General features: G+C 71.2%; 19 protein-coding genes. 12 read left to right on the forward strand and 7 right to left on the reverse strand.

What is annotated here, in order from left to right:
• The first annotated feature begins 8 nt into the window (after window positions 1-8).
• Together ACFU97_RS17970 and ACFU97_RS17975 are read left to right on the forward strand one after the other, a co-directional pair.
• A complete protein-coding gene (locus ACFU97_RS17970; RefSeq protein ID WP_384257148.1) occupies window positions 9-587 on the forward strand; it encodes a hypothetical protein in 579 nt (192 codons plus the stop codon).
• Window positions 588-717: 130 nt separating this feature from the next.
• Window positions 718-1629, forward strand: coding sequence for a hypothetical protein (locus ACFU97_RS17975; RefSeq protein WP_384257152.1), 912 nt, complete (start codon window positions 718-720; stop codon window positions 1627-1629).
• A 125-nt stretch (window positions 1630-1754) separates the two neighbouring features.
• On the opposite strand, the gene ACFU97_RS17980 is transcribed toward ACFU97_RS17975, so the two are convergent.
• Window positions 1755-2909 (reverse strand): betaine/proline/choline family ABC transporter ATP-binding protein, encoded by a 1155-nt coding sequence (locus tag ACFU97_RS17980; protein WP_384257154.1) that lies wholly within the window; start codon window positions 2907-2909, stop codon window positions 1755-1757.
• Between the two features lie 244 nt (window positions 2910-3153).
• On the opposite strand from ACFU97_RS17980, the gene ACFU97_RS17985 reads away from it, so the two are divergent.
• On the forward strand, window positions 3154-6270 hold the full coding sequence (locus ACFU97_RS17985) for a family 78 glycoside hydrolase catalytic domain (protein WP_384257157.1): 3117 nt from the start codon (window positions 3154-3156) through the stop codon (window positions 6268-6270).
• Here the strand turns inward: ACFU97_RS17985 and ACFU97_RS17990 are convergent.
• The 6 genes from ACFU97_RS17990 to rhaI all read right to left on the reverse strand — a co-directional run bounded on the left by ACFU97_RS17990 (window position 6243) and on the right by rhaI (window position 13920).
• A complete protein-coding gene (locus tag ACFU97_RS17990) occupies window positions 6243-6911 on the reverse strand; it encodes a lactate utilization protein C (RefSeq protein ID WP_384257159.1) in 669 nt (222 codons plus the stop codon). The genes ACFU97_RS17985 and ACFU97_RS17990 overlap by 28 nt on opposite strands.
• Window positions 6908-8395, reverse strand: a complete 1488-nt coding sequence (locus tag ACFU97_RS17995) for a LutB/LldF family L-lactate oxidation iron-sulfur protein (protein WP_384257161.1) — start codon at window positions 8393-8395, stop codon at window positions 6908-6910. Before ACFU97_RS17995 ends, ACFU97_RS17990 begins: the two co-directional genes overlap by 4 nt.
• Complete coding sequence (locus tag ACFU97_RS18000) at window positions 8392-9147, reverse strand: (Fe-S)-binding protein (RefSeq protein ID WP_384257164.1); 756 nt, start codon at window positions 9145-9147, stop codon at window positions 8392-8394. The genes ACFU97_RS17995 and ACFU97_RS18000 overlap by 4 nt, the downstream gene beginning before the upstream one ends.
• A gap of 72 nt (window positions 9148-9219) precedes the next feature.
• A complete protein-coding gene (locus ACFU97_RS18005; RefSeq protein WP_384257166.1) occupies window positions 9220-10668 on the reverse strand; it encodes a rhamnulokinase family protein in 1449 nt (482 codons plus the stop codon).
• Complete coding sequence (locus ACFU97_RS18010) at window positions 10665-12704, reverse strand: bifunctional aldolase/short-chain dehydrogenase (RefSeq protein WP_384257169.1); 2040 nt, start codon at window positions 12702-12704, stop codon at window positions 10665-10667. The genes ACFU97_RS18005 and ACFU97_RS18010 overlap by 4 nt, the downstream gene beginning before the upstream one ends.
• A gap of 55 nt (window positions 12705-12759) precedes the next feature.
• Complete coding sequence (gene rhaI, locus ACFU97_RS18015; protein ID WP_384257171.1) at window positions 12760-13920, reverse strand: L-rhamnose isomerase; 1161 nt, start codon at window positions 13918-13920, stop codon at window positions 12760-12762.
• 271 nt (window positions 13921-14191) lie between these two features.
• On the opposite strand from rhaI, the gene ACFU97_RS18020 reads away from it, so the two are divergent.
• The 9 genes from ACFU97_RS18020 to ACFU97_RS18060 all read left to right on the forward strand — a co-directional run bounded on the left by ACFU97_RS18020 (window position 14192) and on the right by ACFU97_RS18060 (window position 23824).
• Window positions 14192-15709, forward strand: a complete 1518-nt coding sequence (locus tag ACFU97_RS18020; RefSeq protein WP_384257173.1) for a sugar ABC transporter ATP-binding protein — start codon at window positions 14192-14194, stop codon at window positions 15707-15709.
• On the forward strand, window positions 15706-16746 hold the full coding sequence (locus tag ACFU97_RS18025) for an ABC transporter permease (protein ID WP_384257176.1): 1041 nt from the start codon (window positions 15706-15708) through the stop codon (window positions 16744-16746). The genes ACFU97_RS18020 and ACFU97_RS18025 overlap by 4 nt, the downstream gene beginning before the upstream one ends.
• Entirely contained in the window at window positions 16739-17728 is a 990-nt protein-coding gene (locus tag ACFU97_RS18030) for an ABC transporter permease (protein WP_384257178.1), read from the forward strand. Before ACFU97_RS18025 ends, ACFU97_RS18030 begins: the two co-directional genes overlap by 8 nt.
• Window positions 17729-17754: 26 nt before the next feature.
• Window positions 17755-18834, forward strand: a complete 1080-nt coding sequence (rhaS, locus tag ACFU97_RS18035; protein ID WP_384257181.1) for a rhamnose ABC transporter substrate-binding protein — start codon at window positions 17755-17757, stop codon at window positions 18832-18834.
• A gap of 40 nt (window positions 18835-18874) precedes the next feature.
• Window positions 18875-19195, forward strand: coding sequence for an L-rhamnose mutarotase (locus ACFU97_RS18040; RefSeq protein ID WP_384257183.1), 321 nt, complete (start codon window positions 18875-18877; stop codon window positions 19193-19195).
• On the forward strand, window positions 19192-20544 hold the full coding sequence (locus tag ACFU97_RS18045; protein WP_384257185.1) for a BNR repeat-containing protein: 1353 nt from the start codon (window positions 19192-19194) through the stop codon (window positions 20542-20544). Before ACFU97_RS18040 ends, ACFU97_RS18045 begins: the two co-directional genes overlap by 4 nt.
• Window positions 20545-20623: 79 nt before the next feature.
• Window positions 20624-21649 (forward strand): LacI family DNA-binding transcriptional regulator, encoded by a 1026-nt coding sequence (locus tag ACFU97_RS18050; protein WP_384257187.1) that lies wholly within the window; start codon window positions 20624-20626, stop codon window positions 21647-21649.
• 101 nt (window positions 21650-21750) lie between these two features.
• A complete protein-coding gene (locus ACFU97_RS18055; RefSeq protein ID WP_384257190.1) occupies window positions 21751-23052 on the forward strand; it encodes an alpha/beta fold hydrolase in 1302 nt (433 codons plus the stop codon).
• 28 nt (window positions 23053-23080) lie between these two features.
• Window positions 23081-23824, forward strand: a complete 744-nt coding sequence (locus tag ACFU97_RS18060) for a PIG-L deacetylase family protein (protein ID WP_384257193.1) — start codon at window positions 23081-23083, stop codon at window positions 23822-23824.
• Window positions 23825-23915 lie beyond the last annotated feature (91 nt).

Below are 23915 nucleotides of genomic sequence, written 5' to 3' on the forward strand. Positions count from 1 at the left end.
TTGCCGGCATGGGTGTCTATCTGGTGAGTGTGGGTGCGCGGGAATGGTCGGACGAGGACGAGGAGGAGGGCGGCAAGGGGGCGATCGCCGCCGGGCTCGACGCCGAGCTGCGGCGGCGGGGGCTGCCGCCGTACACGTCCTCGGCGAAGGAGGAGTCGGCCACCTGGTTCGAGGAGAAGCTGAGCCCTCCGATGGACGGGTTCGCCGCGCTGTGCCGGGCGCATCTGACGCCGGGTGAGCAGGAGACGCTGGGGGAGTGGTCGGTGCTGGTGCCGGTCTCCCTCGACGAGGAGATACGGCTGCCGATCGGCTCCGCGTACACGGACGAGACCGTGATCGCCGGTGCGCCGCAGGTCCTCGCCCTCGCGGAGCGGCTGGCCGCGGTCGTCGGGCTGCCCGCCGAGGTGCCGGAGGAGCCCGGGAACCTCGGCCTGACCTTCTGGTTCCTCGAAGGGGAGGCGGAGGCGCTGGCGGCCGCCCGGCCGGGGCCGTGGAGCGAGGACCTGGACACCGCGTTCTACGTCGCCCTGTACCTGCGCGCCGCCCAGCACGCGCTGCGCCGCGGCTGCCCCATGACCTACTGCTGACAGGACGTCACGGCTCCGTGACAGCGGTGACCGTACTGGTGCGGTGGGACGGCTTCCCGCGGGCGCGCGGTACCGGTACATGTCTTTCATGAAGGACAACGGGGGAGAACACCGGACACGGTGGGAGAGGGTGCGCGAAGCGGTCGAGGGGGCGCCCACCGATCTGCGGCCCCGCTCGCAGGCGGACGGCATCGAGCCTGAACTGGCCCAGGACCTGGCGCAGTTCCGCAAGGTGTATCCGAAGCAGCAGCTGGAGCTGCAGTACCTCTACGGCGCGGCACAGCGCGCCTTCGAGGCCAGGACCAGGGAGTCCCTGCAGATCACGCTGGACAGTCTGCTGCGGTCCGTACTGCGCGATCCACGGCTCTACGACAGCCCGGGTGACGCGGACCTGGCCGAGTACCTGGCGCAGGAGATCGACGGGATCTGGGCGCGGCTGTGCCAGGACGAGGCGGTGGCCGTGGTGCGCGGCCTCAACTTCGGCCTCACCCTGGGGGCGTTCCTGAGCGTGCTGCTGCTCGGCGTGCCGCTGCTGGCCGGGGTCCAGTTGCTCGGTATGACCGGCACGACGCTGAACTGCAGCGACCGCTGGAGCCTGCTCGGCGCGTTCGTGTGCGGCGGGGTCGGGGCGTTCGGGGCGGTGCTCAGCGTGCTGCTGCGGGTGCGTGGCAGCGAGGAGCCGCTGCGCCGCAAGGGCACCTCGCACAAGGTGGCCATCGCTCCCGCGCAGGTCTCCCGCAGTCTGCGGCACGAGGGCGTCTACCGCGTCTTCGTCGGCTGGATCCTCGCCCTCGCCGTGTACTTCCTGCTCAGCACCGGCTGGGTGACGGCGATCAGCATGCCGTCCACCACCGGCGAGCTCTGCACGGCCGGCGCGGACGCGGCCGCGAAGGGCACAGCCTTCTGGGGCTTCTGGTGCGCGGTCGGCTTCCTGGCAGGCTTCAACGAACGCTGGGCCTTCGGCATGCTCAACCGCCAGAGCAGCAAGCCGGCTGCGCAGGCTCGCCACAAGGGGGCGGCGCCGGAGTCGAACTCCTCCTGACGTTGCGTGGCGCTCCGCGCACTGGTGTCCTCAGGGGGGCGAGCGCCGGGTGCCGTGTGGGCCGCGGTCGGGTGTCGGCGGCCCAGGTGCCGGTTGCCCGTTCAGTCAAGGCCGGGCGCCGGCCGTCACGCGTCGGAGATCGAGTCGAACTCCACCTGCCCCCGCGCCACACCCAGCGCATCCGCGTCCACCGACCGCCGGAGCGCCTCGTGCAGCTTCGCCGGGGTCAGGACACCCAGGAAGCGTGAACCGTCCAGTACGGCGACCCACCCGGCGTCGTGCTGGAGCATCACCCCGAACGCCTGCTTCAGGGGCGCGCCCACCGGCACCCACGCCTGCATCCGGCGGGCCCGGTCGCCCACCGCGCCGGACGTGTCGAGGTCGTCGATGCCGACCCAGCCGTGCAGGTCCCCCCGCGCGTCGAGGACGACGGCCCAGCGCGCGCCCTCCGCCCGCAACCGCTCCGCCGCGTCCGCGGCCGGCTCGTCGAACCGGGCGACGGGCGGCTGTTCCAGGTCGTCGGCCTCGGTCTCGGTGACCGACAGCCGCTTCAGCCCGCGGTCGGCGCCCACGAACTCGGCGACGTACGGCGTCGCCGGGGCGCCGAGCACCGCCCCGGGCGTGTCGAACTGCTCGATACGCCCCTGCCCGTAGACGGCGATCCGGTCGCCCAGCCGTACCGCCTCCTCGATGTCGTGCGTGACCAGCAGCACCGTCTTGCGCACGGCGGCCTGCATGCGCAGGAACTCGTCCTGCAACTGCTCGCGTACGACCGGGTCGACGGCCCCGAAGGGCTCGTCCATCAGCAGCACCGGCGGATCGGCGGCCAGCGCCCGCGCCACGCCGACGCGCTGCCGCTGACCGCCGGAGAGCTGGTCGGGATAGCGCGGCCCGTACCGCTTGGGGTCCAGGCCCACCATGTCGAGCAGTTCGGCGGCGCGCGCCCGGGCCTTCGCCCGCTTCCAGCCGATCAGGGCCGGCACCGTCGCCGTGTTGTCGAGGATCGTGCGGTGCGGGAAGAGCCCGACCTGCTGGATGACGTAGCCGATCCGCCGCCGCAGCCGCACGGGGTCGACGCCGGCGATGTCCTCGCCGTTGACGAGGATCCGGCCGGAGGTCGGCTCGACGAGCCGGTTGACCATCATCATCGTGGTCGTCTTGCCGCAGCCGGAGGGCCCGACGAGCGTGACGAGCTCGCCCTCGGACACCTCGAAGCTCAGGTCGTCCACCGCGGTCGTACCGTCCGGGTACCGCTTGGTGACCTGCTCGAACCGGATCATGCCCTCACGCTATCCGCGGGCCCGCCGCTCGGCCCGCCGACGGCGCCCACCGGTGGGTGAGTGGCTGATTCCGATTCTGAACGGTTTCAATCGCAGGCATCGCCGCACCGATCCTCTGTTGGAACCTGTGCGCAATTGCCGCTGCCTGAACGGTAGACGACCGCCCCAACTGCCACTAGCTTCACCGTCTATCGGCTTGAAACGTTACAACTGCTAGCCCTCGATGCCCCCGAAGGGACATGGCATGACCGACGGAGTCGACAGCAGTAACGGCAGGACAGTGCGCCGCAGAACGGTGCTCGGCACCGCGTTCGGCGTCGTGCCCGCCGCCCTGGCGGGCGGGATCGGCGGCGCGGGAACGGCGTCGGCCGCCGCCCCGTCCGGTGATCGCGACGCGGTCGAGGGCCTGACCGTGGAGCACCGCACGAACCCCCTCGGCGTGGACGCGGCGGCACCGCGCTTCGGCTGGCGCACCGCGTCCTCGGCCCGCGGCCGGCACCAGACGGCGTACCGGATCCTGGTCGCCTCCTCGGCCGGGCAACTCGCCCGCGGCCACGCGGACGTGTGGGACAGCGACCGCACGACCTCCGCCGACTCGGTGGCGGTGCGCTACGGAGGCCCGGCGCTGCGCCCCTCGACCCGCTACCACTGGACGGTCCGCGTCTGGGACGAGGACGGCCGCGCGCTCCCGGCGTCCCCGGGCGCCTTCTTCGAGACGGGCCTGCTCAGCACCGACGGCGTCACCGGCTGGGACGGCGCGCGGTGGATCAGCATGGCCGGCAAGGCGCCGAACAGCGCCGGCTCGCCACTCCTGAGGCGGCAGGCGGCCCTGCGGGACCAACGCGTCAGCGAGGCCCGGCTCTACGTCTCCGCCCTCGGCGTGTACCTCGCCCACGTCAACGGGCGGCGCGTCGAGGCACCGCAGGACCGGGGCACCACCCCCGAACTGCTCGCCCCGGGCTGGACCAACTACGACACCACCGTCAGCTACCTGACCTACGACGTCACCCGCCTGCTCGCCGGTGCGCGGCACGTCACCCTCGCCGCGGTGCTCGGCAACGGCTGGTACAACAGCCGCATCTCCGAGAACAGCGTCTACTACGCCCAGGACGGCAACCGCCTCGCCCTCAAGGCCAAGCTGCTGATCCGCTACGCCGACGGCTCCACGCAGAGCGTCGTCACCGCACCCGGCGACGACTGGCGGGCCACGGACACCGGCCCCTTCCGCGCCGACGACATCTACGACGGGCAGACCTACGACGCCCGCCAGGAGATACCTGGCTGGACGGCGAACGGCTTCGACGCCTCGGCCTGGTCCGGCACCGAGGAACACCCCTACGCGAGCAGGTTCCCCGGCTCCCGGCTGGTCGCCTGTCCCGGCGAGAGCGCCCGCCTGATGCCGCGGTGGGACCGCCGCCCGCACTCGATCACCGTCTGCACCGGCGTCACCGGCGAGCAGGGCAGCCTCAACGGCAAGGGCCGCGTCGTCGTCGACCCGGCGCGCACGGTCACCGATCCGGCGAAGGCGGCCACCGCCCAGGTCACCCTGCGCCCCGGCGACACCGCCGTGATCGACCTCGGGCAGAACATGGTCGGCGTCCCCCGCTACACCCTGCGCGGCCCGGCCGGTGCCCAAGTAACCCTGAAGTTCGGGGAGATGCTCAACGACACGAGCGCCGGTGCCGACGGCCCCGAGGGCTCCGTCTACCGCGCCAACCTGCGCACCGCGAAGGCCACCAGCACGTACACCCTCAAGGGTGACCCGGCCGGCGAGACCCACCAGGACGCGCTCACCTTCTACGGCTTCCGCTACGCCTCCGTCACCGCGACCGACACCGTCACCCTCTCCGGACTGACCGGCAAGGTCGCCACCTCCGCCATCAGCGAGACAGGCACCGTCACGACCGACGACGCCGACGTCAACCAGCTGATCAGCAACGTCCGTTGGGGGCAGCGCGGCAACTACCTCTGGGTGCCCACCGACTGCCCGCAGCGCGACGAACGCCTCGGCTGGACGGGCGACACCCAGCTCTTCTCCAACACCGGCCTTTATAACGCCGACGCCGTGAACTTCCTCGGCCACTTCGAGGACACCCTGATCGACTCGCAAAAGACCTACGGCCAGGACGGCGCCCAGTTCACCTGGGTCGCCCCCGGCAACCGCTACAACCAGCCCATCCCCGCGAGCGGTTGGTCCGACGTCGGCGTGGTCGTGCCGTGGACCGTCTGGCAGATGTCCGGCGACACCACGATCGTCGACCGCAGCTGGCCGGCGATGACGGCGTACCTGGACTGGATCCACCGGCGCACCGGCGACACCTACGCGGGACAGGGCGCCGTCTTCGGCGACTGGCTCGCCTTCCAGGACACCAGCACCCAGCTCATCAGCGACCTCTACTACGGTTACAGCGCCCGGCTGATGGCGGACATGGCCCGCGCCACCGGCCGGACCGCCGAGACCCGCGCCTACGAGGACCTCTTCGCCGACATCAAGCGCGCGTTCCTCACCAAGTACCTGGCCACCGACGCCTCCACCGGGCAGATCACCGTCCGCTCCAGCCTCGGCGACGCCCCGCCGACCGGCGGCAGGACGGAGGACAACACCCAGACCGCCCTGCTGTGGGTCCTCAAGCTCGGCTTCTACGACACCGAGGCGCAGCGCCGCCAGCTCGTCGCGCTCCTCGCCGACAACATCGGCAACGACGCGGCCTACAAGGCGACCCACCCCGACAGCACCCGGGTGAAGTACGCCGAGAACACCCTCTCCGTGGGCTTCCTCGGCGTGAACGTCCTCGCCCCGGTCCTGACCGACGAGGGCCGCGCCGACCTCGCGTACCGACTGCTGCACCAGGACGCCATGCCGTCCTGGCTGTTCTCGGTGAAGAACGGCGCCACCACGGTCTGGGAGCGCTGGAACTCGTACTCCCAGCAGGACGGCTTCGGCCCGGTCGACATGAACTCGTTCAACCACTACTCCTACGGCGCGATCATGGAGTGGATGTACGAGAGCATGGCCGGCATCGCCAAGGACCCGGCGCACCCGGGCTTCAAGCACTTCTTCCTGCGGCCGCACCTCGACCCGACCGGGAAGATCACGCAGGTGTCCGGCTCCCACCTGTCGCCGTACGGCGAGATCGTCAGCGCCTGGCAGTCCACGGACCGCGGGCTCACCTACCGGGCGACCGTGCCCGCCAACAGCACGGCCACCCTGCGCATCCCCACCGGCGATCCGGACACCGTCCGCGAGGGCCGCACCCCGCTGGCCCGCGTGCGGGACGTCACCTACCTGGGCTTCGCGGACGGCACCGCCTCCTACCGGCTCCCGTCCGGCCGCTACGAGGTGACCTCGGCGCTCGGCTGACCGCCCACCAGCACCACCTCCAGGGTGCGCGGACCGTGCACCCCCTCGACCCGGTCCAGCTCGATGTCGCTGGTCGCCGAAGGACCCGAGATCCATGTCAACGGGCGGGCCGCGTCGAGGCGTTCGAGCGCCTGCGGCACCGCGGAGACGACCTGCTCCGGGACCCGGACGACGCAGATGTGGTGGTCCGGCACGAGCGTGATGCGGCGGCGGCCCTGGTCGGGTCCGCCGTCCAGCACGATCGTGCCGGTCTCGGCGATCGCCACCGCGCAGCCGGTGACCACACTGTCCACGCGATCCAGCTCGTACGGCGTGCTCCCGGCGCTGTCGGGAATGCGTGCGGCGTCGGTGCCGCCGAGCCACGCCTCGTCCAGCCCGGGCGGCACCACGACGGTCTTCGCACCGCGCTCGGCCAGCAACCGGCCGATCACCGACGGCAGTTCGGCGGCCTCGCAGCGGTGCACGACGGCCCGGTAGTCGGCCAGGTTCTCGGCGAGCAGGTCGACGGTCTGCGCGATTCCGCGGTCGCCGTGCTCGCGCAGATAGTCACGCACCACCGCCTGCTCGTACGGCGCGTCATCCTTCGGTACATCGGCGAGCGCGCGCCGCACCCGGCCCAGAATCCGTTCCCTGCTGCTCACTTGGCACCTCCCTTGCCGCCGTTCCCGCCGTTCGTGCGCTGCCACCAGTCACGGAACGGTTCCTTGGGGACCGGTGGCAGATCCCGGCTCGCACTCCACGCCTTGCCGGGACCGGGCAGGGTGCGCGGGTGCAGGCGGCGGGTGCGGGAGGCCAGGCGCTGGCCGGTGCGCAGTGCGCCGGGGTGGCTGAAGGCCCAGCGGGCCGCCCGCATCGCGGCCCGCTCGGCGGCATGTCCCTTGGCCGGCTGCAGGATCACCTTGTTGCCCTCGCGGATCACCGGCCCGCCCTCGACGACCCGCTCGCGCAGGTGGACGAGGACCTCGGGGATGTCGATGGCGACCGGGCAGACCTCGTAGCAGGCCCCGCACAGCGAGGAGGCGTACGGCAGCGAGGCGTCGATCTCGCTCTGCGTGCCGCGGAGCTGGGGACTGAGGATGGCGCCGATCGGGCCCGGATAGACCGAGCCGTAGGCGTGGCCGCCCGCGCGCTCGTAGACCGGGCAGACGTTCAGGCAGGCGGAGCAGCGGATGCAGCGCAGGGCCTGGCGGCCGACCTCGTCGGCGAGGGTGTCGGTGCGGCCGTTGTCCAGCAGCACCAGGTGGAAGGTCCGCGGCCCGTCCTCCTCGGTGGTGCCCGTCCACGTCGAGGTGTAGGGGTTCATGCGCTCGGCCGTGGAGGAGCGCGGCAGGGTCTGCAGGAAGACCTCCAGGTCCCGCCAGGTGGGCACGATCTTCTCGATGCCGACGACCGAGATCAGCGTCTCGGGCAGGGTCAGGCACATGCGGCCGTTGCCCTCGGACTCCACGACCACCAGGGTGCCGGTGTCGGCGACCATGAAGTTGGCGCCGGAGATGCCGACCTTGGCGCGCAGGAACTTCTCGCGCAGGTGCAGACGGGCGGCCTCGGCGAGCTCGGCCGGGGCGTCGGTGAGGCCCTCGGGGGCCGGACGGCCCCACTCGCTCATCTCGGTGCGGAAGATGTCGCGGATCTCGCCCCGGTTGCGGTGGATGGCCGGCACCAGGATGTGCGAGGGCCGGTCCTTGCCCAACTGCACGATCAGCTCGGCGAGATCGGTCTCGTAGGCCCGGATGCCCTCGGCCTCCAGCGCCTCGTTGAGCCCGATCTCCTGCGTGGCCATCGACTTGACCTTGACGACCTCAAACTCGCCCGTGGCGCGCACGAGTTCGGTGACGATGCGGTTGGCCTCGTCGGCGTCGGCGGCCCAGTGCACGGTGCCGCCGGCCGCCGTGACCGACTCCTCCAACTGCTCCAGGTACCGGTCGAGATGACGCAGCGTGTGGTCCTTGATCTGCTTGCCGGCCTCCCGCAGGGCCGCCCAGTCGGACACCTCCGCCACGGCCTTGGCCCGCTTGGCGCGGATCGTGTGCGTCGCATGCCGCAGATTGCCCCGCAGCGTCTCGTTGCGCACCGCCTCGTGCGCGGCCACGGGAAAGGCCGGCATTCCCACGAACGTCCCGCTCATACCGCCGGCTCCTCCTCCGTGCTCGCCAGGATCTCCGCGATGTGCACCGGCCGCATGCCGCTGTCCAGCCGCGCCATCGTGCCGCCGATGTGCATCAGGCAGGAGTTGTCGGCCGCGCACAGCACCTGCGCGCCGGTCGCCTCGGCGTTGCGCACCTTGTCCGTGCCCATCGCCCCCGAGACGTCGGCGTTCTTCACGGCGAAGGTGCCGCCGAAGCCGCAGCACTCCTCCGCACCCGGCAGGTCGACCAGCTCCAGCCCCTTCACGGCCTCGAGCAGCCGGCGGGGCCGGTCGCCGAGCCCCAGGCTCCGCAGCCCGTGGCAGGTCGGGTGGTAGGTCACCCGGTGCGGGTACCAGGCACCGACGTCGGTCACCCCCAGGACGTCCACCAGGAACTCCGTGAGCTCGTACGTCTTCGGCACCACCCGCTCCAGCGTCGCCGCGAGCGTGTCCCCGCGCCCCTCGGCCCGGGCCCGCGCACCCATCCGCGGATACAGCTCCCGCACCATCGCCCCGCACGACCCGGACGGCGTGACGATCGCCTCGTACTCCCCGAAGACGTCGGAGAAATGCCGGGCCAGCGGCTCGGCCTCATGGCGGTATCCGGTGTTGTAGTGCGCCTGCCCGCAGCACGTCTGGGCCATCGGGAAATCGACCTCGACGCCCAGTCTGGTCAGCAGTTTCACCACAGCGCGACCGGTGTCCGGATAGAGCGTGTCGTTGACGCAGGTCAGGAACAGGGCGACACGCATCGCGGCTCCTTGTTGTCGATCATCGGATGAGTGCAGGGTAGTCCGGGTACGGGGGTGCGGGGGAGACCCCGCTCACCCCCCGGCGAGCCGGGCCTGTGCCGCGCGCCAGCGGGCGGTGTCGCCGCGCGGCTCGTAGCGGGTGAGCGGCTGGGTACGGGTGAGCAGACGCCGCGCGCCCGCCAGGTCGCCGACGAGCCCGTGGGTCCGGGCCTGCACCAGGACGTTGCCCAGCGCGGCCGCCTCCGTCGGACCGGCAACCACCGGCAACCCGCAGGCGTCGGCGGTCAGTTGGCACAGCAGGTCGTTGCGGGTACCGCCGCCGACGATGTGCACCACGTCCACCGGATGGTCCGCCAGCCGCTGCGCGTCCTCGATCGCCCTGCGGTGGGCGAGGGCGAGCGAGTCGAGGATGCAGCGGGTGATCTCGGCGGGCGAGGTCGGCACCGGCTGCCCCGAGGTGCGGCACGCCTCGGCGATCCGCTCCGGCATCCGGCCCGGCGCCAGGAACGCCGCGTCCCCCGCGTCCACCACCGACCGCAGCGCCGGCACCTCCGCCGCCTTCCGCAGCAGCGGGCCCAACTCCGGCTCGCCCCACGCCCGTACGCACTCCTGGAGCAGCCAGAGCCCCATGATGTTGCGCAGGTACCGGACCGTGCCGTCCAGCCCCAGCTCGTTGGTGAAGTTCGCGGCCCGGCCGGCCTCGGTCAGGACGGGCGCGGCCAGCTCCAGACCGGCCAGCGACCAGGTCCCGGTGCAGATGTAGGCGAACCGTTCGCCGTCTGCCGGTACGGCCGCCACCGCCGACGCCGTGTCGTGCGAGCCGACGGTCGTCACCGGGACCGGACCGCGCAGCCCGGTCTCCTCCAGCACCTCCGGCCGCAGCGCACCCGCAGGATCGCCCGGCTGCCGCAGCGGCGCGAACAGGCCGAGGTCGACGCCCACCCGGGAGGCGACGTCGTACGACCACTCCCGCGTCCGGGGATCGATCAACTGGGTCGTCGAGGCGTTGGTCAGCTCGGTGCCCTGCTCACCGGTCAGCCAGTAGGACAGCAGATCCGGGATGAGCAACAGCCTTTCGGCCGCGGTCAGTTGAGCCGACTCCCGGGCGGCCACCAGCTGGTACAGCGTGTTGAAGGGCGCGTACTGCAGCCCGGTCGCGGCGTACAGCTGCTCGGCGGGGAGCGTCGCCCACACCTTCTCGGCGACGCCCTCGGTGCGCGAGTCGCGGTAGTGCACGGGGTTGCCGAGCAACGCCCCGTCGCGGTCCAGCAGTCCGTAGTCCACGGCCCAGCTGTCGATGCCGACCGAGTCCACCTGGCCTGCCGCCCGCAGGCCCTCCAGGACGCCGCCGTGCAGCGCCAGCACGTCCCACCGCAGCCCCTCCGGCACGCGCACCGGCCGGTTGACGAACCGGTGCGCCTCGGCCAGCTCCAGACTGCCGGGGCCGACGCGGCCGACCATGACCCGTCCGCTGGACGCGCCCAGGTCGACCGCGGCGTACGACCTCACGACGGCGCTCATCGCAGGAAGGCGGCCGCGACGCCGGCGTCGACCGGGACGTGCAGACCGGTGGTGTGCGTCAACTCGCCCCCGGTCAGGGCGAAGACGGCGTTGGCCACGTGCTCCGGCAGCACCTCCCGCTTGAGGATGGTGCGCTGGGCGTAGAACTCGCCCAGCTTCTCCTCCGGCACCCCGTACACCGCCGCCCGCTGGGCGCCCCAGCCGCCGGCGAAGATCCCGGAACCGCGCACCACGCCGTCCGGGTTGACACCGTTGACGCGGATGCCGTGCTCACCCAACTCGGCGGCCAGCAGACGCACTTGGTGGGCCTGGTCGGCCTTGGTGGCGGAGTAGGCGATGTTGTTGGGGCCGGCGAACACGGCGTTCTTCGAGGCGATGTAGACGATGTCGCCACCGAGGCCCTGCGCGGTCATCACCCGGGCCGCCTCACGCGAGACGAGGAAGGAGCCGCGGGCCATGATGTCGTGCTGCAGGTCCCAGTCGCGCGCCGACGTCTCCAGCAGCGGCTTGGAGATGGAGATACCGGCGTTGTTCACGACCAGGTCGACCCCGCCGAAGGCGAGCACGGCCGCCTTGAAGGCCGCGGCGATCTGCTCCTCGGACGTCACGTCCACGGTCACGGCGACGGCCTTGTCCGGGCCGCCCAACTCCTCGGCGACGGCTGCCGCGTTGTCGCCGTTCAGATCGGCGACGACGACACACGCCCCCTCACCGACCAGCCGCTCGGCGATGGCCTTCCCGATCCCGCTGCCCGCGCCGGTGACGAGGGCGACACGGGTGGCCAGCGGCTTGGGCCTGGGCATGCGCTGCAGCTTGGCCTCCTCCAGCGCCCAGTACTCGATGCGGAACTTCTCCGACTCCTCGATGGGCGCGTAGGTCGAGACGGCCTCGGCGCCGTGCATCACGTTGATGGCGTTGACGTAGAACTCGCCCGCCACACGCGCGGTCTGCTTGTCCTTGCCGAAGGAGAACATGCCGACGCCCGGGACGAGCACGATCGCCGGGTCGGCGCCGCGCATCGCGGGGGAGTCGGGAGCCGCGTGCCGCGCGTAGTAGGCGGCGTACTCCTCGCGGTAGGCGGCGTGCAGCTCCGTCAGCCGCGCGATCGCCTCCTCCAGCGGTGCGGTGGGCGGCAGGTCCAGCACCAGCGGGCGGACCTTGGTGCGCAGGAAGTGGTCCGGGCACGAGGTGCCCAGCGCGGCGAGGCGCGGGTGCTCGGCACGGGACAGGAACTCCAGCACCACGTCCGCGTCGGTGAAGTGCCCCACCTGCGGCTTGTCCTGGGAGGCGACCGCCCGGACGTACGGCGCGAGGGCCGCCGCACGCTCACGTCGTTCCGCCGGCTCCAGGGCGGCGTACCCCTCGACCACCGGCCCGAACGGCTCGGCCTTGCCCTTCTCCGCGAGGAACGCCTCCGCGGTGCGGATGATGTGCAGCGAGTTGCGCTCGCACTCCTCGGACGTGGCACCCCAGGCGGTGATCCCGTGCCCGCCGAGGATGCAGCCGATGGCCTGCGGGTTGGCCTCCTTGATGGCCGCGATGTCCAGGCCGAGCTGGAAGCCGGGGCGGCGCCAGGGCACCCAGACCACCGCGTCGCCGAAGCACTCGGCGGTCAGCTTCTCCCCGTCGGCGGCGCAGGCCAGCGCGATCCCGGAGTCGGGGTGCAGATGGTCGACGTGCGGCGCCCCCACCAGGCCGTGCATGGCGGTGTCGATGGAGGGGGCCGCGCCTCCCTTGCCGTGCAGGCAGTAGTCGAAGGCGGCGACCATCTCGTCCTCGCGCTCGACACCCGGGTAGACGTCGACCAGCGCCCGCATGCGGTCCAGCCGGAGCACGGCCAGACCGTTCTCGGTGAGCGTGCCGAGGTCTCCGCCGGAGCCCTTGACCCACATCAGCTCGACGTCGCCGCCGGTGACCGGGTCGGTGGCGGTGCCCTTCGCCGAGGCGTTCCCGCCGGCGTAGTTGGTGTTCCGGGGGTCCGAACCGAGCCGATGGGAACGGGCGAGGAGAGCGGCGGCTTCGGGATGGGGTGCCATGATCGGATCTCTTCCTTGCTTCGTGGGAACAGTGCGGGGGTGACGGCAGCGGGGGTCAGGCACCCCAGCCGGCCTGGGTGCCGCCGACACGTTCGGCGGTGATGTGCTGCTGCCAGCCGGAGCGGCGGTAGGCGGCGATGGGGTCGGGGTCGAGTCCCGACTCGGTCCGTACTTCGGCCAGCAGTGGGCGTACGTCGGTGTTGTAGGCGTCCATCAGCACCGCGTTCGCCTCGAGTACGTCGCCGTCGTGCTGGGCGGCCGAGAGGGCGTCGCGGTCGACGAGGAGGGCCTTGGCCGTGGCTTCTTGGACGTTCATGACGGAGCGGATGATGGCGGGGATCTTGGCTTCGATGTTGTGGCACTGGTCGAGCATGAAGGCGATGCCGGCGGTGAGGCCGCCGCCGCGGATGACTTCGTACATGATGCGGAAGAGCTGGAAGGGGTCGGCGGCGCCGACCATGAGGTCGTCGTCGGCGTAGAAGCGGGAGTTGAAGTCGAATCCGCCGAGCTTTTGTTCGCGCAGGAGGGTGGCGACGATGAACTCGATGTTGGTGCCGGGTGCGTGGTGTCCGGTGTCGACGACGACCTGGGCCTTGTCGCCGAGCTTGAGGCAGTGGGCGTAGGCGGTGCCCCAGTCGGGGACGTCGGTGGTGTAGAAGGCGGGCTCGAAGAACTTGTACTCCAGGAGCATGCGCTGGCCGTCGCCGAGGCGCTGGTAGACCTTGGCGAGTGCTTCGGCGAGTCGGTCCTGGCGTGCCCGGATGTCGTCCTGGCCGGGGTAGTTGGTGCCGTCGGCGAACCACAGCTTCAGGTCCTTCGAGCCGGTCGCGTCCATGATGTCGACGCACTCCAGCAGATGGTCCAGCGCCTTGCGGCGCACCGCGGCGTCCGGGTGGCAGATGCTGCCGAGCTTGTAGTCGTCGTCCTGGAAGGTGTTGGAGTTGATCGCTCCCAGCTTCAGGCCGTGATCGCCGGCGTACTTCGCCAGGGCGCCGTAGTCGTCGACCTTGTCCCACGGGATGTGCAGGGCGACGGTCGGGGCCACGCCCGTGACGGCGTGCACCTGGGCGGCGTCGGCCAGCTTCTCCTGCGGCGTGCGGGGGACGCCGCGCTGCGCGAACACCTTGAACCGGGTCCCCGAGTTCCCGTACGCCCATGACGGCGTCTCGACTGCCTGGGTCTTCAGCGCGGTCTTCACCGCGGCGAGCTCGGTCACTTCAGGGCTCCTGTGACGTCGGGCCGGAACGGCTGCTGTATGAATCGATTCAGAAGGCGAAGCTTAGGCGTGTCCTTGGGGGTGTCAAGCGTTTCCGCACACCCTGTTGCCCGTGGCCTGACCGTGACCTTTGGCTCTCGAAGGTCTCTCGAAACTTTTTCGACTCGGACCCATTGACGGGACATGCGCTCCGCGCCTAACGTCCCGGCAACCAAGTTGAAACCTTTCACGACGTCGTGAGCCACTGGTCGACGTCGTCGAGGAGCCCCTCATGACCCACCCGTCCGACACGGGTCCGGCCCCGGTGCTGGCGCTCGAGGACATCTCGAAGTCCTTCGGCGCGGTGCGCGCCCTGCGGGACGTCTCCCTGGAGCTGTTCCCCGGCGAAGTGCACGCAATCGCCGGAGAGAACGGCGCGGGCAAGTCCACCCTGATCAAGACGCTCGCCGGTGTGCACCGGCCGGACGCCGGCCGGGTGCTGCTCGACGGTGAGCCCGTCGTCTTCCACGGCCCCGGCGACGCCCGCGACGCCGGCATCGCCGTGATCTACCAGGAGCCCACCCTCTTTCCCGACCTTTCGATCGCCGAGAACATCTTCATGGGCCGCCAGCCACGGCGCGCCCTCGGCCGTATCGACCACAAGGCCACGCACGCCGCGACCCTGGCCCTGATGCAGCGCCTCGGCGTCGAGCTCGACCCCGACCGCCCGGCCCGCGGCCTGTCCATCGCCGACCAGCAGATCGTCGAGATCGCCAAGGCCCTCTCCTTCGAGGCACGCGTCCTGATCATGGACGAGCCGACCGCCGCCCTCACCGGCAGCGAGGTCGCCCGTCTCTTCGGCGTCGTACGCACCCTGCGCGAGCAGGGCGCCGCGGTGCTGTTCATCTCGCACCGGCTGGAGGAGATCTTCGAGATCTGCCAGCGGGTGACGACCCTGCGCGACGGCGCCTGGATCGCCAGCGAACCGGTCGAGGGCATGACGGAGGACGACCTCGTCCGTCGCATGGTCGGCCGCGACCTGGAGGAGCTGTATCCGAAGCAGGACGTCGAGGCCGGTGAAGTCGCCCTGAGTGTGCGCCGGTTGACCCGGGAGGGTGTGTTCACCGACGTCTCCTTCGAGGTGCGGCACGGCGAGATCGTCGGTCTGGCCGGACTCGTCGGAGCCGGCCGCACCGAGGTCGCCCGCGCCGTCTTCGGCATCGACCGCTGGGACGCGGGAGAGGTCGAGGTCCAGGGCCGCAGGCTCACCAACGGCGCCCCGTCCACGGCCATGGCCGCCGGACTCGCCCTGGTCCCCGAGGACCGCCGGGCCCAGGGCCTGGTGATGGGCATGTCCATCGAGCGCAACATCGGCCTGACCGGACTGCGCACCACCGTGAAGGCCGGCCTGATGGACCGCGGCGCGGAACGCAGCCGCTCCCTCGACTGGGCGGTCAAGCTGCACGTCAAGTACGCCCGGATCGCCGACGCCGTCTCCACCCTGTCCGGCGGCAACCAGCAGAAGGTCGTGCTCGCCAAGTGGCTGGCCACCGGCCCCAAGGTGCTGATCGTCGACGAGCCCACCCGCGGCATCGACGTCGGCACCAAGGCCGAAGTGCACCGGCTGCTCAGCGAGTTGGCCGCGGACGGCGTCGCCGTCCTGATGATCTCCTCCGACCTGCCCGAGATCCTCGGCATGGCCGACCGCGTGCTGGTGATGCACGAGGGCCGGCTGACCGCCGAGATCCCACGCGCCGAAGCCACCGAGGAAACCGTGATGGCCGCAGCAACCGGGAGGGCCGCCGCATGACGGTGACCACTCCCAACGAGACTCCCGTGGCCGAGGTGCCCAAGTCCAGCGGCACCCGCCTCGTCGACCGCGTCTTCAAGATGCGCGAACTCGCCATCCTGATCGTCTTCCTGGTGATGATCGGCATCACCCAGGCGGGCAACAGCGACTTCCTGTCCCAGCAGGGCATCAAGGACCTGCTGCTCAACGCCACCATCCTGGTCCTGGTCGCCACCGGCCAGTCCCTCGTGGTGATCACCCGCAACGTCGACCTGTCGGTCGGCTCCACCCTCGGCATCTGCGCCTTCGCCGCCGGCGACTATCTGCACGGCGGCGGCAACTCGGTCGTCGCCATCCTGCTGGCGGTCCTGATGGGCGTCGGCTTCGGCCTGCTCAACGGCCTGCTGGTGAGCCTGGGCCAGGTGCCCGCGCTGGTCGTCACCCTCGGCACCCTGTACATCATCCGCGGCATCGACTCCATCTGGGTCGGCTCCCGGCAGATCACCGCGGCCGACCTGCCGGCCGGCTTCGTGGACTTCGGCTCCGGCGGCGTCTCCGCGATCCCCTGGCTGGCCGTCATCGCGCTCGTCGTGCTCGTCGCCACGGCGTACTACCTCAAGCACTTCGGCAGCGGGCGGGAGTTGTACGCCCTCGGCTCCAACCCGGAGGCCGCGCGCCTGGCCGGCATCCCGGTCCGCAAGCGGATCCTCGCCGCCTACACCTTCTGCGGGGGCCTCGCGGGCCTCGCGGGGGCGATGTACCTGGCCCGCTTCGGCAACGTCGACTCCGGCACCGGCACGGGCTACGAACTCACCGTCGTCAGCGCGGTGGTGGTCGGCGGCGTCGTCTTCACCGGCGGCTCCGGCAGCGTCTACGGCGCCGCGCTCGGCGCTCTGCTGCTGACCTCCGTCAACAGCGTGCTGCCCGCCCTCGGCGTCAGCTCCGTGTGGGTGCTGGCCATCAACGGCATCCTGCTCATCCTCGCCATCGCGGTCGACCGGATCGTCGCCCTGCGCGTGGCCAACGCCCTGAAGAAGAGGAACGCCCGCCATGCCTGACTCCCTGACGCGCGCCGTCCGTTGGGACACGGTCGTCGGTGCGCTCCTGGTCGTGCTGTTGCTGCTGTCGTTCGCCACGGTCGACGGCTTCGGCAACGCCCTGAACCTGTCGTTCCTGATCGGCAACACCCTGCCCATCGCGCTGATCGCGCTGCCGATGACCCTGCTGGTCGTCTCCGGCGAGATCGACCTGTCGGTCGCCTCGACGGCCGGCCTGTCGGGCGCGGTGATGGGCAAGCTGTGGAACGACGGCATGGCGATCGAGACCATCATCCCGCTGTGCCTGCTGCTCGGGGTGGTGTGCGGGCTGATCAACGGCCTGCTCGTCACCCGTCTCGGGCTGCCCTCCCTCGCCGTCACCATCGGCACCCTCGCCGCCTACCGGGGCATCGCACAGATCGTGCTCGGCTCCGACGCGGTGACCGATTTCCCCAGCCAGTACCTGGACTTCGCGGCCGGACGGATCGGCGACACCTTCCTGCCGAAGGCGTTCATCCCCTTCCTCGTCCTGCTCGCGATCGCCGTCGTGGTCCTGCACGCCACCCCGTTCGGCCGCTCGTTGTTCGCGATCGGCGCGAACGAGGAGGCCGCCCGCTTCGCCGGCATCCGCGTCAAGCGCCACAAGCTGATCCTGTTCACGGTGACCGGCCTGATGTCCTCACTGACCGGCATCTTCTGGGCGCTGCACTACGCCAGCGCCCGCTACGACAACGCCACCGGCCTCGAACTGTCCGTCGTCGCCGCCGTGCTGCTCGGCGGCATCGACTTCGACGGCGGCAAGGGCACGCTCGGCGGCGCGATCGCCGGTGTGTTCCTGCTGGGCGCGCTGCAGAACGTGATGAGCCTGCTCAACGTCTCCGCGCAGTCGCAGATCGTCGTCACCGGCGTCCTCCTCGTCATCTCCGTCCTCGGCCCCCGGGTCGCGCGACAGATCTCCATCGCCAGGGCGGGGCGCAGAGCCGCCTCGACTCCGACCTCCTGAACCCCGCTCAGCAAAGGACCTTTGCCATGCGTATGTCATCCGTCCGCCGTACCTGCGCGGCCCTCGCCGCCGTCACCTCGCTCGCCCTCGCCGTCACCGCCTGCGGCGGCACCACCAAGAAGAACTCCGGCAGCGACGACGCGGCCGCCACCTCGACCGCGAAGGCCGACCCGAACGCCGCGCTGAAGAAGGGCCTGACGGTCGGGTTCCTGCCCAAGCAGGTCAACAACCCGTACTTCACCTCGGCGGACAAGGGCGGCGAGAAGGCGCTGTCCGAACTGGGCAGCAAGTACAAGGAGGTCGGCCCCTCCAGCGCCACCGACACCGCGGGCCAGGTGAGTTACGTCAACACCCTCACCCAGCAGCAGGTCAACGCGATGGCCGTCTCCGCGCAGGACCCGGGCGCGCTGTGCACCGCGCTGAAGCAGGCCATGAAGAACGACATCAAGGTCGTCACCTACGACTCCGACACCAAGGCCGACTGCCGCAACGCCTTCGTCTCCCAGGCCTCCGCCGAGGACCTCGGCCGTACCGAGGTGCAGCTGCTGGCCAAGCAGATCGGTTACAAGGGCCAGATCGCGATCCTGTCCGCCGCCCAGACGGCCACGAACCAGAACACCTGGATCGGGTTCATGAAGGACGAGCTGAAGGACCCGAAGTACAAGGACGTCAAGCTGGTCAAGATCGCCTACGGCAACGACGACGCCCAGGCCTCCTTCCAGCAGACCCAGGGCCTGCTGCAGCAGTACCCGAACCTGAAGGGGATCATCTCCCCGACCACCGTCGGCATCAAGGCGGCCGCCCAGTACCTGTCCGGCTCCAAGTACAAGGGCAAGGTCAAGCTGACCGGCCTGGGCACGCCCAACGACATGCGCAAGTACGTCAAGAACGGCACCGTCGAGGGCTTCGAGCTGTGGGACCCGGCGAAGCTCGGCGACCTCGCCGCCCGCACCGCCGTCGCCCTGTCCTCCGGGCAGATCACCGGCAAGGAGGGCGAGACCTTCAAGGCCGGCTCGACCACGTACACGATCGGCAAGGACGGCGTGATCACGCTCGGCAAGCCGACCGTGTTCGACGCGAAGAACATCGACCAGTTCAACTTCTGATCGTCGACCGGCTCAACCCCTGATCCAGGAGCGGTACTTCATGCAGCGCGTCTGTTTCCTCCTCAAGGTCCGCGAGGACCGGCTCGCCGAGTACCGCGAACGCCATGCAGCCGTGTGGCCGGAGATGCTTCAGGCTCTCTCGGCCACCGGCTGGCACAACTACTCGCTCTTCCTGCGCGACGACGGCCTGCTGGTCGGCTACCTGGAGACCGAGGACTTCGCGGCCGCCCAGGCCGGCATGGAGGCCACCGAGGTCAACGCCCGCTGGCAGGCGGAGATGGCGCCGTTCTTCGAGTCGCTGGACGGCTCCCGCCCCGACGAGGCCATGAAGCCTCTGACGGAGGTGTTCCACCTGTCATGACCGCCGCCGGAAGCGGGCTGCTCGCCCCCCACGTCACCCTCCTCGACCGCACCCGGCTCGACGCCGACGCCCTGTACTTCGTCTCCTACGACGGCCTGGTCAACAACAACTCGTTTCAGAAGAACGGGCTGTTGACCTACCGCGGGCACCAGTACGCCGCCTGGTACACGGCCACCCGCGAGGCGGTCGTGGCCCGCCGGGAGCCGGGCCGTTCGGACTGGTCGGCCGTCACGCTCCCGCACCGGCTCAAGAGCGACGACTCCCACAACGTCATCTCCATGGGCGTCTCCGCCGCCGACGGCCGGCTGCACCTCAACCTCGACTCCCACAGCGACGGCTTCTTCTACGTGAAGTCCGTCGCCGGGCTCCTCGACGACCCGGCGTCCACACCCTGGACCCCGTCCGTCTTCGGCGCCGTGCAGACCACGCTCGACGGCCTGGCGCTCACCGACCGCTTCACCTACCCCCAGTTCGTCGCCACCCCCGAGGGCGGACTCCAGCTCGGCTACCGCGTCGGCGTCTCCGGCGACGGTCGCAACGCCCTTGCCGAGTACGACGGTTCGAGGTGGACGGCGCTCGGGGAGTGGACCAGCTCGACGGGCACGTACACCACCACCCACGGCTCCTCGACCGCCCGCAACATGTATCTGCACGGCATCGACTACGACACGGGCGGCCGGCTGCACGCCTTCTTCACCTGGCGCGAGCAGAACGCCGCGGTGATGCGTGACGGCGGCGGCCTCACCAACCACGACACCGGCTACGTCCACTCGGCCGACCGCGGCCGCACCTGGCTCAACGACGCCGGCACCGTCGTCGGAACCACCGGCGGCGCGAAGACGGTGGCCGTCACCGACGCCGGACTGGTCGTCGACCCCCTCGGCCCGGACCACGCGCTGATGAACCAGGAGAGCCAGTGGATCGATTCCACCGGCCTCCCGCACGCGATCATCAGCTACGTCCCCGGCCGCCGCACCACCGACTACGTGGCCGACCGCACCGCCCACGGCCGCGCCTTCCATCTGCGCAAGAACCCCGCCGGCAGCTGGGAGAAGACCGAGATCCCGGTCGCCCTCGGCTCCAGCCAGCGCACCAGGCTGGTCCTGGACCGGCACGACAACGCCTACGCGGTCCTGCCCCACGGCCGGATCGCCGGCGCCTCCCGGGCCACCGGCCACACCGACTGGAGGCTGCTGTACGACGGCGGCGGACTCGACGCCTTCGGCGAGGTCGTCGTCGACGAACCGCGGGTGCGGGCGGACAACGTCCTGTCGTTCATGTACCAGGAGAGGTCGAGCGGTACCACGCCCTCGGCGCTCCACGTCATCGACTTCGGACTGCCCGCGTGACCGGGCAGGATACGCCGGTTGTTGACGGTAATGTGATGGCCTTCCGGCCGTCCCGCGTCCCCCAGGAGGTCCCTGCCTGATGTCCCAGTCGGTGGGTATCAAGGACGTCGCCCGCGCCGCCGGAGTCTCGGTCGGCACGGTGTCGAACGTGATCAACCGTCCGGACACGGTCGCCACGGAGACCCGGGCCCGGGTGCAGTCGGCCATAGACCGACTCGGCTACGTCCGCAGCGAGTCCGCGCGCCAGCTGCGCGCCGGCCGCAGCCGGATCATGGGGCTGCTCGTCCTCGACATGGGCAACCCGTTCTTCGTCGACGTCGCCCGCGGTGCCGAACGCGCCGCCCGCGACGCCGGGCTGGGCGTCATGGTCTGCAACAGCGCCCAGAGCGCGGGCGAGGAGGCCGAGTACCTCTCGCTCTTCGCCGAGCAGCGGGTGCGCGGCGTGCTGCTCACCCCCACCGACGCCTCGGGCCGCAACATCGAGACGTTCCGGCGGCACAACATCCCCTTCGTCCTGGTCGACCGGGTCGGCGACTCCACCACCGAGTGCTCCGTGTCGGTCGACGACGTGGCGGGCGGCGCGCTGGCCGTGCGGCACCTCGTGGACGCCGGGCACCGGACCATCGCCTACGTCAGCGGCCCGCCCGGCCTCAACCAGGTGCGCGACCGCCGCACCGGCGCGCTGAACGCGCTCGCCGAGGCGGGACTGGGCCCCGACAGCCTGCGCGAACTGCCCACCGAGCGGCTCGACGTGGCCGCGGGACGCGACGCCGGCGCCCGCCTGCTCGGCCTCGCCGACCGCCCGACCGCCGTCTTCTGCGCCAACGACCTGCTCGCCCTCGGCGTGCTCCAGGCCATGTACGCGGCCGGCGTCCGGGTCCCCGAGGACCTCGCCATCGTCGGCTACGACGACATCGAGTTCGCCGCCGCCGCGGCCGTCCCGCTCACCTCGGTCCGCCAGCCCGCCGTCACCATGGGCGCGCTCGCCGCCGAGCTGCTGCTGGAGGAGACGGAGGCCGAGAACGGGTCCACGCGGCACGAGCACCGCCGCGTCGTGCTCCAGCCGGAGCTGGTCGTACGGCGTTCGAGCCTTTCCGGCCGCTGATCAAGGGTTCAGTAGGTTTTCATGATCCCGGGGGTCGGCGGCCGGACGAACATGTGATGAAGTGGGACGCGGCCCGACATCCGTCCGTCCCTGGAGACCCGTTGACCGCCTCGTACCGTCAGCCCGGCGTCGTCCTCACCGACCGCCGCTTCACCGTGCCCCTCGACCACGACGACCCGGCGGGGGAGACCATCGAGCTGTACGCCCGCGAGGTCGTCGCGAGCGACAAGGCGCAAGCGAACCTGCCGTGGCTGGTTTACCTCCAGGGCGGCCCGGGCTTCGGGGCGAACCGTTTCGTCGGACGTCAGGCATGGCTCGGCCGGGCCCTGAAGGACCACCGCGTCCTCCTCCTCGACCAGCGCGGCACCGGCAGCTCCACGCCCGCCAACCGGCAGACCCTCCCGCTGCGCGGCGGCCCCGCCGAACAGGCCGACTACCTCACCCACTTCCGGGGCGACGCCATCGTGCGTGACTGCGAGGCGATCCGCGGCCAGGTCACCGGCGGCGCCCGCTGGACCGTCCTCGGCCAGAGCTTCGGCGGCTTCTGCACGGTGAACTACCTCTCCAGCGCGCCCGAGGGCCTCGCCGCCGCCGTGATCACCGGCGGTCTGCCCTCCCTCGACGCGCACGCCGACGACATCTACCGCGCCGCCTACCCGCGCATCGAGCGCAAGGTCGCCGCGCACTACGCGCGTTACCCGCAGGACGTCGAGCGCGCCCGCCGCATCGCCGACCACCTCCTCACCCACGAGGTGACCCTGCCGAACGGCTACCGCCTCACCGTCGAGGCCTTCCAGTCCCTCGGCATCATGCTCGGCGGCGGCGAGGGCACCCACCGCCTCCACCACCTGCTCGAGGACGCCTTCGTCCGCACCCCGCAGGGCTTCGCGCTCTCCGACGCCTTCCAGGAAGCGGTCCAGGGCCTCCTGTCGTACGCGGGCCACCCGCTGTACGCCCTCGTCCACGAGGCGATCTACGGCCAGGACGAGCGGCCCACCGACTGGTCGGCCGAACGGGTCCGCGCCGAGTTCCCGCAGTTCGACGCGGCGAAGACCCTGGCCGGCGACGGCCCGCTGCTGTTCACCGGCGAGTCGATCCACCCGTGGATGTTCGACTGCGACCCGGCGCTGCGCCCGCTGCGCGAGACGGCCGAACTCCTCGCCGCCCGCACCGACTGGCGGCCGCTCTACGACCCCGCGCGCCTCGCCGCCAACGAGGTCCCGGTGGCGGCCGCCGTCTACCACGACGACATGTACGTCGACACGGCCCACGCCCTCGAGACCGCCCGCACGATCCGCGGCCTGCGCACCTGGGTGACCGACGAGTTCGAGCACGACGGCGTGCGGGCCGGCGGCCCCAGGGTCCTGGACCGGCTGCTCGCCCTCACGCGGGACGAGGCCTGACGGCACCGGCCCGGGCTAGTCTGCGGCCATGACCGAGCCGCAGCCCGCTCAGCTCCAGCCCATGCCCACCGACTGGCGGCGCGCCCTCGCGGTCGTGGCGCACCCGGACGACCTCGAGTACGGGTGCTCGGCGGCCGTCGCCGCCTGGACCGACGAGGGCCGCGAGGTCTCGTACGTGCTGGCGAGCCGGGGCGAGGCCGGCATCGACACCGTCGAGCCCGCCGAGTGCGGCCCGCTGCGCGAGCGCGAGCAGCGGGCGAGCGCGGCCGTCGTGGGGGTCACGCAGGTGGAGTTCCTCGGCCACGCCGACGGGGTGATCGAGTACAGCGCGGCCCTGCGCCGCGACATCGCCGCCGCGATCCGCCGGTACCGGCCCGAGCTGGTCATCACCCTCAACCACCGGGACACCTGGGGCGGCGTCGCCTGGAACACCCCGGACCACGTCGCCGTCGGCCGGGCCACGCTGGACGCGGCGGGCGACGCCGGAAACCGGTGGATCTTCCCCGAACTGGCCGAACGCGGCCTGGAAGCCTGGAACGGCGTCCGCTGGGTCGCCGTCGCCGGTTCCAGCTCGCCCACGCACGCGGTGGACGCTTCACCCGGACTGGAGCGGGCGGTGCGCTCGCTGCTGGAGCACCGCACCTACATCGAGGTGCTGACCGACGAGGATCCCGAGACCTACGTGCGCGGATTCCTCACCGCCAACACCGAGCGGCTGGCCGAGCGGTTCGGCGGCAGGCCCGCCGTGGCCTTCGAGGTGTTCGGCCGGTAGGAGAAGGCCACGGCGCGGGCCGGGACGACCGGCCGGGCCCCTTTTCGGCGACATGCCCCGCGGTATATTCCGACATAGGGTTCATCTCGCT

Origin of the sequence: Streptomyces sp. NPDC057616 (assembly GCF_042800575.1) — a bacterium.
Classification (GTDB): Bacteria; Actinomycetota; Actinomycetes; order Streptomycetales; family Streptomycetaceae; genus Streptomyces.

Coding starts and splice junctions, on each gene's coding strand:
- ACFU97_RS17970 (WP_384257148.1), top strand. CDS start 9: ATGGGTGTCTATCTGGTGAGTGTGGGTGCGCGGGAATGGTCGGACGAG.
- ACFU97_RS17980 (WP_384257154.1), bottom strand. CDS start 2,909: ATGATCCGGTTCGAGCAGGTCACCAAGCGGTACCCGGACGGTACGACC.
- ACFU97_RS17985 (WP_384257157.1), top strand. CDS start 3,154: ATGACCGACGGAGTCGACAGCAGTAACGGCAGGACAGTGCGCCGCAGA.
- ACFU97_RS17995 (WP_384257161.1), bottom strand. CDS start 8,395: ATGAGCGGGACGTTCGTGGGAATGCCGGCCTTTCCCGTGGCCGCGCAC.
- ACFU97_RS18000 (WP_384257164.1), bottom strand. CDS start 9,147: ATGCGTGTCGCCCTGTTCCTGACCTGCGTCAACGACACGCTCTATCCG.
- ACFU97_RS18005 (WP_384257166.1), bottom strand. CDS start 10,668: ATGAGCGCCGTCGTGAGGTCGTACGCCGCGGTCGACCTGGGCGCGTCC.
- ACFU97_RS18010 (WP_384257169.1), bottom strand. CDS start 12,704: ATGGCACCCCATCCCGAAGCCGCCGCTCTCCTCGCCCGTTCCCATCGG.
- ACFU97_RS18020 (WP_384257173.1), top strand. CDS start 14,192: ATGACCCACCCGTCCGACACGGGTCCGGCCCCGGTGCTGGCGCTCGAG.
- ACFU97_RS18025 (WP_384257176.1), top strand. CDS start 15,706: ATGACGGTGACCACTCCCAACGAGACTCCCGTGGCCGAGGTGCCCAAG.
- ACFU97_RS18030 (WP_384257178.1), top strand. CDS start 16,739: ATGCCTGACTCCCTGACGCGCGCCGTCCGTTGGGACACGGTCGTCGGT.
- rhaS (WP_384257181.1), top strand. CDS start 17,755: ATGCGTATGTCATCCGTCCGCCGTACCTGCGCGGCCCTCGCCGCCGTC.
- ACFU97_RS18040 (WP_384257183.1), top strand. CDS start 18,875: ATGCAGCGCGTCTGTTTCCTCCTCAAGGTCCGCGAGGACCGGCTCGCC.
- ACFU97_RS18045 (WP_384257185.1), top strand. CDS start 19,192: ATGACCGCCGCCGGAAGCGGGCTGCTCGCCCCCCACGTCACCCTCCTC.
- ACFU97_RS18050 (WP_384257187.1), top strand. CDS start 20,624: ATGTCCCAGTCGGTGGGTATCAAGGACGTCGCCCGCGCCGCCGGAGTC.
- ACFU97_RS18060 (WP_384257193.1), top strand. CDS start 23,081: ATGACCGAGCCGCAGCCCGCTCAGCTCCAGCCCATGCCCACCGACTGG.